At 66.6% G+C, this 14,633-nt stretch carries 13 protein-coding genes; 7 read left to right on the forward strand and 6 right to left on the reverse strand.

Annotated features, from left to right (window positions below):
* Window positions 1-19 precede the first annotated feature (19 nt).
* On the reverse strand, window positions 20-1,609 hold the full coding sequence (locus ACQP06_RS00445; protein ID WP_433669642.1) for a GMC family oxidoreductase: 1,590 nt from the start codon (window positions 1,607-1,609) through the stop codon (window positions 20-22).
* 154 nt (window positions 1,610-1,763) lie between these two features.
* Between ACQP06_RS00445 and serS the strand changes: the two genes are divergently transcribed.
* The 4 genes from serS (at window position 1,764) to ACQP06_RS00465 (ending at window position 6,726) form a co-directional block, all read left to right on the forward strand.
* Window positions 1,764-3,023, forward strand: coding sequence for a serine--tRNA ligase (serS, locus tag ACQP06_RS00450; protein WP_433669644.1), 1,260 nt, complete (start codon window positions 1,764-1,766; stop codon window positions 3,021-3,023).
* A gap of 150 nt (window positions 3,024-3,173) precedes the next feature.
* On the forward strand, window positions 3,174-4,967 hold the full coding sequence (locus ACQP06_RS00455) for a putative bifunctional diguanylate cyclase/phosphodiesterase (RefSeq protein WP_433669646.1): 1,794 nt from the start codon (window positions 3,174-3,176) through the stop codon (window positions 4,965-4,967).
* A gap of 91 nt (window positions 4,968-5,058) precedes the next feature.
* A complete protein-coding gene (locus ACQP06_RS00460; protein ID WP_433673534.1) occupies window positions 5,059-6,351 on the forward strand; it encodes an MFS transporter in 1,293 nt (430 codons plus the stop codon).
* Window positions 6,352-6,471: 120 nt separating this feature from the next.
* Window positions 6,472-6,726: a hypothetical protein gene (locus ACQP06_RS00465; protein WP_433669647.1), complete on the forward strand. Its 255-nt coding sequence runs from the start codon at window positions 6,472-6,474 to the stop codon at window positions 6,724-6,726.
* A 122-nt stretch (window positions 6,727-6,848) separates the two neighbouring features.
* Here the strand turns inward: ACQP06_RS00465 and ACQP06_RS00470 are convergent, their stop codons facing one another.
* Both ACQP06_RS00470 and ACQP06_RS00475 read right to left on the reverse strand, forming a co-directional pair.
* Window positions 6,849-7,064, reverse strand: a complete 216-nt coding sequence (locus ACQP06_RS00470) for a DUF397 domain-containing protein (RefSeq protein ID WP_433669649.1) — start codon at window positions 7,062-7,064, stop codon at window positions 6,849-6,851.
* The gene (locus ACQP06_RS00475) at window positions 7,045-7,992 is read right to left on the reverse strand and encodes a helix-turn-helix domain-containing protein (RefSeq protein WP_433669651.1); all 948 of its coding nucleotides are present in this window, start codon (window positions 7,990-7,992) and stop codon (window positions 7,045-7,047) included. Before ACQP06_RS00475 ends, ACQP06_RS00470 begins: the two co-directional genes overlap by 20 nt.
* Window positions 7,993-8,531: 539 nt before the next feature.
* Here ACQP06_RS00475 and ACQP06_RS00480 point away from each other — a divergent pair.
* Window positions 8,532-8,747 carry a hypothetical protein gene (locus ACQP06_RS00480; protein WP_433669653.1) on the forward strand — a complete coding sequence of 72 codons (216 nt, stop codon included), beginning with the start codon at window positions 8,532-8,534 and terminating at the stop codon, window positions 8,745-8,747.
* Between the two features lie 21 nt (window positions 8,748-8,768).
* Window positions 8,769-9,698, forward strand: a complete 930-nt coding sequence (locus ACQP06_RS00485; RefSeq protein WP_433673535.1) for a DMT family transporter — start codon at window positions 8,769-8,771, stop codon at window positions 9,696-9,698.
* A 54-nt stretch (window positions 9,699-9,752) separates the two neighbouring features.
* On the opposite strand, the gene ACQP06_RS00490 is transcribed toward ACQP06_RS00485, so the two are convergent.
* On the reverse strand, window positions 9,753-11,297 hold the full coding sequence (locus tag ACQP06_RS00490) for a Rieske 2Fe-2S domain-containing protein (RefSeq protein ID WP_433673536.1): 1,545 nt from the start codon (window positions 11,295-11,297) through the stop codon (window positions 9,753-9,755).
* A 221-nt stretch (window positions 11,298-11,518) separates the two neighbouring features.
* Here ACQP06_RS00490 and ACQP06_RS00495 point away from each other — a divergent pair, with 221 nt between their 5' ends.
* Entirely contained in the window at window positions 11,519-12,271 is a 753-nt protein-coding gene (locus tag ACQP06_RS00495; protein ID WP_433669655.1) for a lysophospholipid acyltransferase family protein, read from the forward strand.
* Here ACQP06_RS00495 and ACQP06_RS00500 read toward each other — a convergent pair.
* A complete protein-coding gene (locus ACQP06_RS00500) occupies window positions 12,268-12,903 on the reverse strand; it encodes a hypothetical protein (protein WP_433669657.1) in 636 nt (211 codons plus the stop codon). The genes ACQP06_RS00495 and ACQP06_RS00500 overlap by 4 nt on opposite strands.
* An 8-nt stretch (window positions 12,904-12,911) precedes the next feature.
* The gene (locus ACQP06_RS00505) at window positions 12,912-14,597 is read right to left on the reverse strand and encodes an ABC transporter family substrate-binding protein (protein ID WP_433669659.1); all 1,686 of its coding nucleotides are present in this window, start codon (window positions 14,595-14,597) and stop codon (window positions 12,912-12,914) included.
* Window positions 14,598-14,633 lie beyond the last annotated feature (36 nt).

Consider the following 14,633-nt stretch of genomic DNA (forward strand, 5'->3'; position numbering starts at 1 on the left):
TCGCACTCCCTGTGCCGTCTCAGGACAAGATCAAGTCCGCGGCCTTCTCGCCGATCATGACGGCCGGGGCGTGGGTGTGGCCGCGGGTGATCATCGGCATCACCGAGGTGTCGGCGACGCGCAGGCCCTCGATGCCGCGCACCCGCAGCTCCGGGTCCACCACGCTGGATTCGTCGCGGCTCATCGCGCAGGTGCCGACCGGGTGGTACAGCGTGTGCGAGTGGTCCTCGAGGCAGCGGCGCAGCACCTCGTCCAGCGCGGTGTCGGACGGGACGGCGGGCTGCATGAGCTCGCCGATGTGCTCCTTCAGCGAGGGCTGACTGGCGATCTCGACGCAGGTGCGCAGGCCGGCCAGCAGGGCGGCGCGGTCGGCGGGTTCGGCGCAGTAGCGCGGATTGATGCGGGGCGCGACGAACGGATCCGGCGATGTGATGGAGACGCTGCCGATGGATTCCGGCTTGAGCAGCACTGCGGCGAAGGTGAGCGCGTGCCCGTCGGGTTCGCCCAGGCCCTCGGCGATGTAGGGGGCGGGCGCGAAGATCAGCTCCAGGTCGGGCAGGTCGAGGTCCTCGCGGCTGCGGGTGAACCCGTACGCCTCACCGATGTTGGAGGTGAGCTGCCCGCGCCGCAGCACCAGGTAGTTGGCGAGTTCGAGCAGGTTCTTGTCCGCGCCGTAGAGGCTGCCGCCGGTGGTGCGGTAGACGATGGGGGCGGCCAGGTGGTCGCGCAGGCCGCGCCCGACCTCGGGCAGGTGCCGGACCACGGGGATGCCGAGTTCCTGCAGCCGGTCGCCGTCGCCGATGCCGGACAGTTCGAGCAGCTGCGGGCTGTTGATCGCGCCGCCGGACAGGATGACCTCGCGTTTGGCGCTGATCTGCTTGGTCTCGCCCCCGATCCGGAATTCCACGCCGATGGCGCGGGTGCCCTCGAACAGCACCCGGGTGGCGTGCGCGTCGGTGACGACGGTGAGGTTGCGGCCCTGCTGGCGGGCGGGCCGCAGGTAGGCGTCGGCGGTGCTCCACCGGGCGCCGCGCTTCTGGGTCACCATGGTCTGCGAGAACCCTTGCGGCCGATCGCCGTTGGCGCGTTCGACCGGGTATCCGGCTTCGGCGGCGGCCTGCAGGTAGGTGTGGGTGAGGGCGCGGGGGCTGCGCTGGCGGGAGATGTGCAGCGGTCCCTTGCGGCCTTCACCGGCCTCGCTGGCCTCTTCCACGGATTCGATCCGCTGGAAGTAGGGCAGCACGTTCTCGAAGGACCATTCGGGTCCGGCGTAGCGGGCCCATTCGTCGTAGTCGGCGGCGAAGCCGCGCACCCACATCATGGCGTTCATGGAGGAGGATCCGCCGAGCATCTTGCCGCGCGGCCAGTAGACGCGCCGGTTGCTGAGTTCGGGCTGGGTCTCGGTCCGGTAGTTCCAGTCGTTGTCGCCCTGGAACAGCTGGTTGAACGCGGCGGGAATGTGCGCGAACTTGTCGGTGTCCTCGCCGCCGGCCTCCAGGACCACGACGCTGACGCCGGGTCGCTCACTCAGTTTCGCGGCCAGTGCGGCCCCCGCCGATCCGGCACCGACTACGACGAAATCGGCGGTGTGCGGGGTGTATTGGGGCATGGTGACTCCTCGGAAAGACCACGGCGGAGCCCCTCCCGGGCTCCTGCCGTCCCATCGGGCTAACCCTATGGCGGAAATCACCTGGTTGTGGGGTGGATGAATTGATCGGACCTACACGAAAACCGGTGGCGCCTTCCCACTAGGCTGAATACCCATGATCGACCTTCGATTCCTGCGGGAAAACCCCGACGTGGTCCGTGCTTCGCAGCGTGCTCGCGGTGAGGACCCGTCCCTGGTGGATGCCCTGCTCGAGGCGGATGCCGCCCGTCGCGCGGCGGTCGCGACGGCCGACAATCTGCGCGCCGAGCAGAAGGCCCTGGGCAAGAAGGTCGGCAAGGCTTCCAAGGAGGAGCGCCCGGCGCTGCTGCAGGTGGGCCAGGAGCTGTCGGCGAAGGTGAAGGAGGCGGAGGCGGCGGAGAACGCCGCGGACGCCGACCTCGACGCCGCCCAGCGCGCGCTGTCGAACGTGGTGCAGGAGGGCGCGCCCGCCGGCGGCGAGGACGACTACATCGTGCTCGAGACGGTCGGCACGCCGCGCGAGTTCGATTTCGAGCCGAAGGACCACCTGGATCTGGGTGAGTCGCTGGGCCTGATCGACATGGAGCGCGGCGCGAAGGTGTCGGGTTCGCGGTTCTACTTCCTGACCGGCAACGGCGCGCTGCTGCAGCTCGGCCTGTTGCAGCTGGCCGCGCAGAAGGCGACGGCGAACGGTTTCACCATGATGATCCCGCCGGTGCTGGTGCGCCCGGAGATCATGCAGGGCACCGGCTTCCTGGGCCAGCATTCGGCCGAGGTCTACCACCTCGAGGACGACGACCTGTACCTGGTCGGCACCTCGGAGGTGCCGCTGGCGGGTTATCACTCGGGCGAGATCCTGGATCTGAGCGCCGGTCCCAAGCGCTACGCCGGCTGGTCGTCGTGCTTCCGTCGCGAGGCGGGCAGCTACGGCAAGGACACCCGTGGCATCATCCGCGTGCACCAGTTCGACAAGGTCGAGATGTTCGTCTACACCACCCCGGAGCAGGCCGACGAGGAACACCGGCGCCTGCTGGCCTGGGAGCGGGAGATGCTGGCCGCCATCGAGGTGCCCTACCGGGTGATCGATGTGGCGGCGGGCGACCTGGGCAGCTCGGCCGCCCGCAAATTCGATTGCGAGGCTTGGGTTCCCACCCAGCAGACCTACCGCGAACTCACCTCGACCTCGAACTGCACCACGTTCCAGGCCCGTCGCCTGAATGTCCGGTACCGCGACGAGAACGGCAAGCCGCAGACCGCCGCCACCCTGAATGGCACATTGGCGACAACGCGCTGGATTGTCGCGCTGCTGGAAAACCACCAGCAAGCGGACGGTTCGGTGCGAGTGCCCGCTGCGCTGGTGCCTTTCGTCGGCTCCGAGGTTTTGGAGCCGCGCTGAGTATTCGCTACTCGGCGTGGCTTATTCCGCCGGATGTGTCTACCGCTGGCTGGGCTTGTGGCTAGGCTGAGCAGCGTGCGAGGAATCGGGTCTCGCGGCGATGCCCGAACCCGGGTCCGGGCGGCATCGGCGCTGGCGACGGCAATGGTCATGGCTCGGACCACCGGGGCGTTCTACGTCATGGGTGGCTTGCTGGGTCTTGCCCTGACCGCCGTCGCTCCGGGTGATGAGGGTAATCGGCCGCTGGTGGGCGTGGCGGCGTTCGTGGCGCTGCTGCTGGGTATCAGTCTGCTCATCTGGGGTCCGAGGCTGCCGCATTCGGTGCATCACGCCTATGTCGCGACGGCGACCGTGCTGGTGACCGTTGCGGTGCATTGGTTTCCGAACACGGTCGGCGCGATCAGCCTGGCCGCGTTCTATGTGTTCGTGGCCTGTGACGCCGCGATCTTCTTCTCCTGGCGCTGGCTGGGCGGGCATCTGGCGTTCGCCATAGCCTGCTGCCTGTGGGTGGTGCCGTCGCGCGGGCTGCCGTGGTGGTCGGGCATCATTCCGGCGGGTATCACCTTCGGAATCGGCATCGTGGTCGGCATTTTGACCCGCATGGCGTCCGACGCCGACATCGACGTGCTGACCGGTCTGCTGAACCGCCGCGGTTTCGATCGTGCCTTGAGCAATGCCATCGCGCACGCCACCCGCACCGGTCAGGGTCTGGCCCTGGTGCTGGTGGACCTGGACCGCTTCCAGAAGATCAACGACCATCTGGGTCACCGGGCCGGTGACGCCGTGCTGCAGCGGGTGGCCGACACCTGGTCGAAACTGCTTGCGCCGGATCAGCGCCTGGCCCGCTACGGCGGGGACGCGTTCGCGCTGCTGCTGCCCGGCACCACCGAGCAGGCCGCGATCCTGTTGACCGAGGAGCTGCGGGCCGCCGTCACCACCGGTTGTTCGGCGGGTGTGACGTCGTGGCAGCCGGGGGAATCCGGTTCGCTGCTGGTGTCGCGCGCCGATGTGGGCCTGTACCGGGCCAAGCAGGCGGGCCGTAATCGCACGGTGCTGGAGTCGTCGCGGCAGCTGCCGCTGGCGGTGGAGCTGCGTGAGGCGATCGACCGCGGCACCTTGGATGTCCAGTACCAGCCGATCGTGAGTCTCACCGACGGCGATACCCGCGCGGTCGGCGTGGAAGCCTTGCTGCGCTGGTCTTCTCACGCGCAGCCGGAGGTCACCACGGAGGGCCTGATCCGGGTCGCCGAGGAGTACGACCTCATCTCCGATCTGGACGAGCTGGTGTTGCGCCGCGCCTGCGCCGACGCCGCCCGCCTGCAGGAGACGTTCGCGCAGCTGGACCTGACCCTGAACGTCAATGTGAGCGGCCTGGAGCTGGCCGAGTCCGAGTACGCCGCCCGGGTTTCCGGCATTCTCGAGGAAACCGGCTGGCCCGCCGAGCAACTGGTGCTCGAGGTGACCGAGAGCGAGCTGGCCGCCGAGTCCGAGACCGCGATCGCGAACCTGCACAAGCTGCGCGAGTTCGGCGTCCGTATCGCCATCGACGATTTCGGCACCGGCTACTCCTCGCTGAGCCGTCTGGCCACCCTGCCGTCGGACATCCTCAAGGTGGATCAGTCCTTCGTGGCGTCGATCCGCTCCGATTCCCCCGCCCCGCCGCTGCTGGGCGTGATCGCGGCCTTGAGCAAGTCCCTGGACCTGCAGGTGATCGCCGAGGGTGTGGAGACCGAATACCAGGCCGCGGTCCTGACCGAGCTCGGTTTCGCTCTCGCCCAGGGCTACCACTACAGCGACTCGCACCCGGTCACCGAGCTGATCAACGACCTCAACGACCGTCCCGGCCTGGTCGGCGCGTCGGTGTCGGAGGGCGAGCCGTCCAGCAACGGCTGGATCCCCATCGATAATCCGCTTGACGGTGGTACCCGCGGCGCGCAGAGTTGATCCCATGCGCATGTTGATCTACGCCTGTTGATCCTTACGCCGCACCGGCGTCCGCCCGTCCACGACCCGGGCGCTCACCTTCCGGGCAATCCTGTTCGCCTTCACCGCGGACCTGATTCCCCTGTACGCGATCTACGCCCTGTTGTTCGCCGACCACGGCCTGAACCCCGCGCAGATCTCCTCCCTGTTCGCCATCTGGTCCGCGACCGCCTTCCTCCTGGAGATCCCCTCCGGTGCCTGGGCTGACACCGTCCCCCGCCGAGCCCTCCTGATCCTGTCCGGCGCCCTACTCGCCGCGGGCTTCACGGTCTGGACTCTGTACCCCACCTACCTGGGCTTCGCCGCCGGCTTCGTCCTGTGGGGCACCTCGGGCGCCCTCCGCTCCGGCACCTTCGAGGCCCTCCTCTATGACGAACTACACGCCCGCTCCGCCACCACCGCCTACGCCCGCACCATGGGCTACGTCCGAACCGCCACCGAATCCGCCGCCCTCCTCGGCATTCTCGCCGCCGCCCCCTTGTACGCCTGGGGCGGCTACGCGCTCGTAGCCTGGTCCAGCGTCGCGTTGGCGGTATTGCACACGGGCACCGCCCTTCTCCTCCCTACGGCTCCGAAGTCCATCTCCGCCACGGAGATCGACGATGCCGAGGACGGCGAAGAAGATGGCGGCGATGCAGATGGCGACGCCGAGGACGCCCCAGCCGACCCCGGCGACTTCGACCCGTCACCCGCGCCCGGCTACATCGCGATGCTCCGCGCCGGTATGCGAGAGGCCTTGCACGTCAGAATGATCCGCCGAGGCGTAATCCTCGTAGCTCTCCTCAACGGAGTGACCGCCTTCGACGAGTACTTCTCCCTACTGGCAGGTCACGCCGGTGCCGGACCATCATTCGCGTCCGTCCTCGTAGCCCTGACCGTCGCCGGCTCCCTGATCGGCTCCTCGCTGGCAGGCCGCACCGAGTCCGTCTCCACCCGAACCATGTCCCTCGCCCTGGCCGCCGCAGGCCTCCTCTTCATCGCCGGCGCCCTCCTCGCAGGCGCCGCCGCCCACCACCCGACAGCTCTGTACTCCCTGACCCTGCTGGGTTTTTCGGCAATAGGCGTCGCGTACGGCATCGACTACAACGCCGACGTCCTGGCCTCAGCCCGTCTCCAAGACGCCATCACCGGCCCAGCCCGAGCCACGGTGACATCGGTAGCAGGCTTCACCACCGAGGTAATCGCCCTACTGGTCTTCGTTTTCGCCGCCATCGCCACCACCTGGCTCCCCTTGCCGCTCATGGTCGCCGCGCTGGGTATCCTTCTCCTCCTGGCCGCCGCCCTGACCCCGACCTGGCTCCCAACCCAGTCCCACAACGGATCTCGTGCAGCCGAGCATGACTAGCCCCTGAAATTCGGGGCCCGCGAGGGCGCGGATTCCAGGGTCGTATTGAAACGGAAGCGATTAACTTTCTGGGCGGTGGTCGAGACGCCCGGCCGCACGCTCGATCGAAGGGGTTAACGCATGCGCACTCTCATTGCGTCGGTTGGCATTGCTACGGCACTGACTGTCGGAGCCGGTCAGGCGGGGGCCGCGCCGCTCCCGCTCGTCGACGCTCCGGCCTCCCCGGTCGCGCAGTCCGGCTCGGCCACAGGCTCGGCCTTCCCGATCACGACCGGTTCGGCAGGGTTGGACGCGGCCCTCAATATCGCCGGCACCATCGTGTGCGCGATCATGATCCCCGACTGCTTCAGCCGGGAGACGAACGACGTGGGCTAGTCCCGTGGGAACGTCGGTGGGACAGGCGTTTCGCGGGCCCGTCGGCACTGTCCGTGGCCGCCTCCTGGCACCTCATGAGGCGGCCAATCCGGGGCGGTTAAGCACTTGGTTGTGGATTACCGCTAGGGACAGTCGAATTCACCATTGCGGACGCCATTGGCGAACGCATCCCATTCGCCAGGGGTGAAGACGAAGGCGGGACCGGTGCGGTCCTTGCTGTCGCGGACGGCCACGCGCCCGCCTTCGACAAAGGCGACCTCGACACACTCCCCACCGCCCTGGCTGTAGGTGCTTGTGAACCAATTCGCCTCGGCAAGATCATCTTTCACGGTCTTCATACTCTTTCGCTAGCCGCGTCAGGAGCTTGGCGGCGTCGGTGTCGGTCAGGCTGGATTGTTTGAGCAGCCGGTGTTTCCGAGTGTAGAAGTCGACGTCGTCCTGGTCTTCGAGGTACATGCCGCCCACGGTGACCTCCAAGAAGACCAACGGCGGCTCCGTCGGCTCTCCGGTCGCGTCGGGTGCGAAATTCAGAACAACGAAGGCTGGCATCGAGACACCGCCTGGGAATCCGGCCTCGAATGGCAGGACGCGCAGGTGAACATTCGGATGTAGTGCTGGGAGCTCGATCAGTCGTCGCAGTTGTCTTGCCATCGTGGCCGGAGATCCGACCATGTGGCGCAGGGCGGCTTCGCCGATGACCACATCCAAGGTGGTCGGCTCGAGCTTGCGCAAGATCATGTTCTGCCGATGGGCTTTGATTCGTCCACGGCTGATCCACCCGTCCACCGGTGCATCCGGCCAGATTTGTTGAACCAAAGCCCGGTCGTAGTCCTCCGTCTGGAGCAGACCGGGGATCAGGTTCGGCTGGTACGAGATGATCCGGCGCGCAAAGGCTTCGAGGCTCATGTACACGTCGAAGTCCTTGGGGATGACGTCGCCGTAGGCATGCCACCAGTTGGTACCCGTCGCAGCCTGCTTGGCCAGACCGACCATGCCCACTCGGATGTCGGTCGGAACGCCATATAGTTCGCAGGCTTTTTCGACGAAGTACGACTTGATGCGACTGTTGCCGCCCTTCTCGGCGCGATGCAGGGTGGTCGATCCGACCTCGAGGACCTTGGCGGCTTCCTCGAGGCTCATCGAGGATCGAATCCGCCAGTCGCGCAGGTATCGACCGAGCTGACGCAGCGGCAGTGTCAAACCCATGTCCGGCATGACAGTCCTTCCGTTTCGGATGGCTGCTTCTTCCCGCTTCGGAATAAGCATGGCACTCATCTCGGAAGGCGTGCTGGGCTTTTGGAAATTGCGTCTCGGAAATCCCGAATCCGGCTGACACCCTGCGGATTGCAGGCGTCTCATGACCTTGCGTCCGGTTGAGGGTGCACTCCACCCCGACACCCTCGCCGGGCGCGCGTCTATTCGCACGGATTGAGAGGTTTGCGATGAATCTGCTTGATTGTGAATCGGATCCGGGGCCGTTGACGAGGGTCGATGCTCGGCTGGCGTGGCAGGTGCACCGGTATTGCGATCGGAATGTGTGCCGCGTGCGGCAGCGGGCGCGGGCCGTGCTGGAGGGATTCGTCAGTGCGGCAAATGGTTTCGATGGGGATCGGCAATGACCACGGCCGGGTCGGGGGCGCGGGTGGAGGATCACTGCGCCAATGGGCGGATTGTGCCTATTTCCCGGGAGCGTGCCGAGGGGATTCTCGCCCTTCACGCCGAGTGCGATTCGGCGTGTGCGCGGAAGGCGAGTGCGGCCGCGTATCTGCGTGGCCGGACGGTGGAACCGAGCGAGAGGCACTCCGATGTTGGTTGAACTGGTTTTCGCGGCGGCGACGCTGATCCTGTGCGTGCTGGCCGCGGTGCGCATGACGCCTGAGGTGCCGGTGTCGGCGGCCAGGCATGGGCGGGATCGGTATTCGGTCGCGGCTATACAGGCGCGGATCGAGGCCGAGAATCGGGCGGAGAGCAGGGCCGCCGCGCTCACGATCCGGCCGGTCGGTCGTGGACGCCGCCGGTGAGGGGAGAATCGGGCGGTGGCGATGCGGCGGTGGGTTGGGTTGGGGTTCGGGGGTTCCATCGGCGCGGCCGTGGCTGTTCAGGCGCGGATCAATGGTGAGCTGGGGGAGCGGCTCGGGGATGGGATCGCGGCGGCGACCATCAGTTTCGGTAGTGGGCTGCTGATTCTGGTGGGGGTGTTCGCGGTCAGTGGGCGTTTGCGGGCCGGTGTCGGGCGGGTGCGTGCGGCGCTGGACAGCGGCGAGCTGCGGTGGTGGCAGTTGCTGGGTGGTTTGTCGGGTGCGTATTTCGTTGCATGCCAGGGGCTTACGGTGGCGACGATCGGGGTCACGGCGTTCACGGTGGCCACGGTGGCCGGGCAGCTGGCGAGCAGCTTGGTGGTGGATCGGCTGGGTTGGGGCCCGGGTGGTTCCACACCTGTGACGGCCTTGCGGGTCGGTGCGGCGGTGCTCGGGCTGGTCGCGGTACTGCTGGCTGTGGTCGGCAGGAGCGGCACGGACACAGGAACCCGTTCGGGGGCATCGGTGTTGCTGGTGGTGTTACCGCTGGTCGCGGGTGTGCTGGTGGCGTGGCAGCAGGCGGTGAACGGCCGGGTGGGCGCGGTCGGTGGGCCACTGTCGGCGACGCTGGCCAATTTCGCGACCGGCACGGCGGCCTTGTTAGTCGTCGAAACGGTGATGCTGTTCCGGCGCGGTGGCTTCCACACGCCGCCGACCGAGCCGTGGTTGTATCTGGGTGGCCTGATCGGGATTTCGTTCGTCGCACTGGCCGTGGCCGTGGTGCGTTGGATCGGAGTGCTGCTCCTGGGGCTCAGCTCGGTGGCGGGGCAGCTGCTCGCATCGGTGGTGCTGGATGTGGTCGCGCCGACCGGCTTGGGCATCTCGGCCCTGGCTGTGGCGGGTTGTGCGCTGACCTTCGTGGCGGTGGCGATCGCCGCCAGATCTCGTGCGTGACACGGTTGTTCGAGGATCGCGGCCGGCACCCGGTACCGGCCGCGATGCTACGAATCAGACCAGTTTCTTCGACCGCAGCTCGTGACCCTTGGATGTCTTGCAACGCCCCGATTCCAGATCCCACTGCCAGCCGTGCAGGTTGCAGGTCAGCGTATTGCTTTCCACCACACCGAATTTCGACAGGTCGGCCTTGAGGTGCGGGCAGCGGCGCTGCACTTCCCAGCCGTCGAGTTCGGTGGAGGCGGTGTCGTCGTGCGCCTCGGAGAACCAGCCGTCGGCATACGCGATGCGCTCGTCGGTGAGGCATTTGAAGAAGGTGTAGAGGAATTCGTTGTATCCGCCGATGCGCCAGGTGGTGAAGCGCGTGGACAGGAAGATGGTGTTGACCCAGTCGGGTTCGTCGTCGCGCAGCACGGTGCGGACCAGCTGCGGCGCGATGCGGAATCCGTAGCGGTACTTGCCTTCTCCCTCGACGGGTTCACGCACTTCGCGCTTGGGGAAGTCCAGCACCACGGTCTCGTCGCCCATCACCAGGCCGACGGGGTAGCCGATGCCGTCGCAGATGAGGTCGCTCTGCTTCATGATCGGCTCGAACTTGGCCTTCAGCGCGAGCAGCAGCGGTTCGCCCTCGGCGGGCGCCCAGGTGGCCTTCTCGGCGGCCAGCACGGGAGCCATGCGCTGGGCCATGTCCTCGATGTAGGCGGCCTTGTCGCCGTAGATGGTGTCGGGGTCGACGGGGTGAGTGAGCGAAAGCAGTTCCTTGCCACGCAGATCCGCGGTGGAGCCGGGGATCAGCAGCAGCCCGCCCTCGTTCCCGTGGATCTGCATCTGATCCAGGAAGGTGATCTGGTCGGGGAAGATATTGCCTTCGTCGCCGCGGTCGTCGTTGAGGTAGCGCAGCTCGTCGTCGAGGAACACCGGCGGACCGGCGGACGGCACCACCCAGGTGGCCCCGACCTGCTCGATGTAGGAGCGGGCGCGGTCCATGCCGCGCTGCCGCTTCTGCTTGCCGAAGTTGGCCTTGGTCTTGGTCGGAATGTCGTAGACCATCGGGTACCAGATGGCGCCCGAGTACTGCAGCAGGTGGATGTCGACGTGCCCGAACGCGTCGTGCAGCACGTCCATGTCGACGGGTCGCGCGTCGTTCATGTTGAAGCAGACGGTTTCCCCGTCGGCGACGACGAGCGCGGAGTCACCGATCGGCCCGTCGGCGGGCGCGCGCAGCGCGATGATCATGATGTCGAGGTCGCCGCCGGGCCCGGTGACAGTGGTCTTGACGGAATCCTCGGTCTCGACGAACTTGGTGAAACCGAGCGCCTCGAGCTCCCGCTTCAGGTCCGGCACCGGGTAGTCGGGGAGCAGGACGGTGGTGTCCTTGTTGATCTTGTCCGCGAGCAGCTTGGCGTCCCAGTGATCGCGGTGCAGATGCGATACGTAGAGGAAGTCGCAGTTGCCGAGCTCGTCCCAGTCCAGCTGGGTGTTGTCGGGGAACGGGAACCATGACCCGAAATAGGCCGGATTGACCCATGGATCGCAGAGGATCGTTCCGGCCGCGGTTCGGATGTGGAATCCGGCGTGTCCGACGCTGGTGATCTGCACGAGCTTCATTCCTCCCTGACCGTTACCAGCCACCCAGACTACTGGCTGGCCGGAGACGTCACCGATGCAGTAACCCCTCGGTGCCCGACTTCGAGATGTATATCTGTTTCGTCTGACTACCCGCATCGGACCTGTTTCAGTGTCGCCGCGTCACACCAAAATGTCCCGCTGTTACCTGGGTCACTGGATGCCGCGCGGGCAGCGACTACGCTAGCGGAACTGTGGAACCCGTCTATTACCCGATCATCGGGGTGGCCCGCACCGTTTTCGCGCTGCAGGGCCTGAAGTTCGCCATCAAGGGCGACGACAATATTCCGTCGACCGGTGGTGCGGTGATCGCGATCAACCACACCGGGTACATGGACTTCACCTACGCGGGCCTGCCCGCCCGCACCACGAAGCGCTACATCCGCTTCATGGCGAAGAAGGAAGTCTTCGACAACGCCATCACCGGCCCGATCATGCGTGCGCTGAAGCACATTCCGGTGGACCGGTCGGCCGGCACGGATTCCTATCACGAGGCCGTCGCCCGCCTGAAGGCCGGCGAACTGGTCGGCGTCTACCCCGAGGCGACCATCAGCCGCAGCTTCGAGCTGAAGGACTTCAAGTCCGGCGCGGCCCGCATGGCCATCGAGGCCGGCGTCCCGATCATCCCGATCGTCATCTGGGGCGCGCAGCGCGTCTGGACGAAGGGCCACCCGAAGCGTCTGGGCCGCACGAACACCCCGGTCTCCATCGCGGTGGGCAAGCCGATCCAGCCCTTCGAACCCGCCTCGGCCCTGACCGAGCAGCTCAAGAGCACCATGCACGACATGCTCCTGGACCTGCAGCAGGACTACCCCCACGAGCCCGGCGCCTACTGGGTCCCGTCCCGCCTGGGCGGCGGCGCCCCGACCCTCGACGAGGCCAACGAGATGGACCGCCTCGAAGCCGAGGAGAAGGCCGCCCGCCGAGCCGAGCGGTCCGCCGACTAACTCGGATCCGACCCCCGGACGGCAGACAACCACGTGGCCGTGGCCGCCCCCACCACGGTGGCGGCCACGAACGCCACCACCCCGCCCCCCGCCACATACACCCACAACAACCCCGCGAACGGCCCGGCCACCGCGGACTGCGCGTCCAGCAACACCCGGCGCCAGGCCCCGGTCCGCCCGATCGCCTCGGGATCCGCCCGCTCGGGATTGTCGACGAGTCGCCCCACCGGCTCCGAATCCCGCACCCGCCCGGACGGATACACCCGCCGCCCGTCGATGGACATCGTGCGCCCGTCGACCTGAGCCGTCCGCGGCGTCAGCGTCACCAGCCCCGGTTCGAAATACACAGGCAGCCACCGATTCCGGCCGTCGACGCCGAATTCCAGCCACGACCGGCTTTCCAACCGATGCTGCTGCCGAACCCGCCGCACAGCGACTTCCGCCGGCTCCCGCACCCCCGCGGGCAGATATCCGACCGCGACCGCGAACCGAAACCCGGTGTACCCCAGAATGACCGCCGCCACGGCGATCAACATCGCAACCTGCTCCGGATCAGCGAACGGGACCCAGGCGAGGGTGATCGCCAGGGTCCCGATCGTCACGAGCGCCGGATAGGCCAGGGGATGGCCCATCCGGGAATTCACTTCAGGAAGCCGATTTTGGTGTAGTCGAGGCTGGCCAGACCGGCCGCGCCGTAGTTGGCGAGGTTGGCCCGAACGGCCACATTGCCGGCCGACTGCATGAGCGGCAGGGAGTGGCCTTCCGCGAAGATCTGCTTGTCGACCTGGTTGGCCAGTTCGATGGCCTTGTCGGGGTCGAGCTCGGAGACGGTCTTCTCGATCAGATCGTTGAGTTCGGGCGAGCCGATGCGGCCGTAGTTGCCCTGCAGGTCATTGGTTTCGGGGTGGTAGCCCCAGATCTGGTCGATGCTGCCGAGCGGGAACAGGTCGCCGACCCAGCTCCAGTGCGCCATGTCGAAGTCACCGGGCTGGATCACCTTGGTGAAGTAGTCCTGGCCGGGCTTCGTCACGATATTGAGCTTCACGCCGATCGAGGCCAGATTCTGCTGCATGATCTGTGCCATCTGCACCCAGGTGTCGGCGTTGTACATCACATCGCGGAACTCGAGCTTCTTGCCGTCCTTTTCGCGGATGCCGCCGCCGGCGGGCACCTTCCAGCCGAGGTCGTCGAGTTCCTTGGCGGCCTCGTTCGGGTCGAAGGCCGGAGCGTTGTCCTGATAGCCCTTCTGTCCCGCCATGTAGATGTGGTTGTTGAGCGGCTTGGGATCGACGACCAGGCCGGTCTGGATGGCGGTGGCGATACCCTGCCGGTCGATGGCCTTGCCGATGGCCACGCGCAGCTTGGGGTCGGCGAAGATCGATCCGGGCGCGCCGTTGAAGGTGATGTGTGACCACGAGTTACCGGGCGCGTGGCGAATGACCACGCCCGGAGTGTTCTCGGCGGTCTTGCGATCGTCGCGTGAGCCGATGCCGACCACGTCGATCTCGTTGTTCTGCAGGGCCGGCATGGTCGCCTGGTCGTTGAGCACGCTGAAGGTGATGGTGTCGAGCTTCGGGGTGTCACCCCACCACTTCGGGTTGTGCCCCAGCACGATCCGGCCTTGCCCGCGATCGGTGGACTGGACCATGAACGGTCCCGAGGTCAGCCCGATGGCGTCCACGTATCCCTTGTTGAAGGACTCCGGGGTGCTGGTCACGGACTTCGGGTAAAGGAAGGAATTGCCGGCGAACTGGCCCCTCCACTCCGAGAAATGCTTGTTGAAGGTGAGGACGGCCTGCCGGTCGTCGGTCCCGCGCTCGATCTTCTCGACCCGGTCCCAACCCTGGTTATTGGAGAGCAGGAAGTCCTTGTTGCGCCCGCTGAGCGCATTGCCCTGGGCGGCGATGTCTTCCCAGGTGATCGGCGATCCATCGGACCACACGGCCTTGGGGTTGATCGTGTAGGTGACCTGCTGCGGATTCGTATTCGTCAGCTGGACATCGGTGAAGTAGTTCGTGTCGATCGAGAGATTGCCCGACGCATCGGATCTGAAGGCGCGCGGCATCATGGATCGTTCGACGCTCATGATCTCGTAGTCATTGCCGTCGATGTTCAGCGTGTTCCAGTTCGCCGGATACGCCGATATGGCCAGCCGCAGATTGCCGCCGTCCTTCAGATCGGCGACATCGTGCGGATTGATATCACTGGTGGTGCCGAGCTCGGCTTTGCCCTGCGGCGCGGTGCCGTCGTCGCCGCATCCGGTCGCCACCATTGTCACGGCGACCAGTGGGACTGCGAGCTTCGTTCCGATCGAGCGAATCCTCACCGGTTGCTCCTTCCGTTGGAGTTCTGCTGGAACACT

Source organism: Nocardia sp. CA-136227, assembly GCF_050955695.1.
In the GTDB taxonomy this organism is placed as follows: Bacteria; Actinomycetota; Actinomycetes; order Mycobacteriales; family Mycobacteriaceae; genus Nocardia.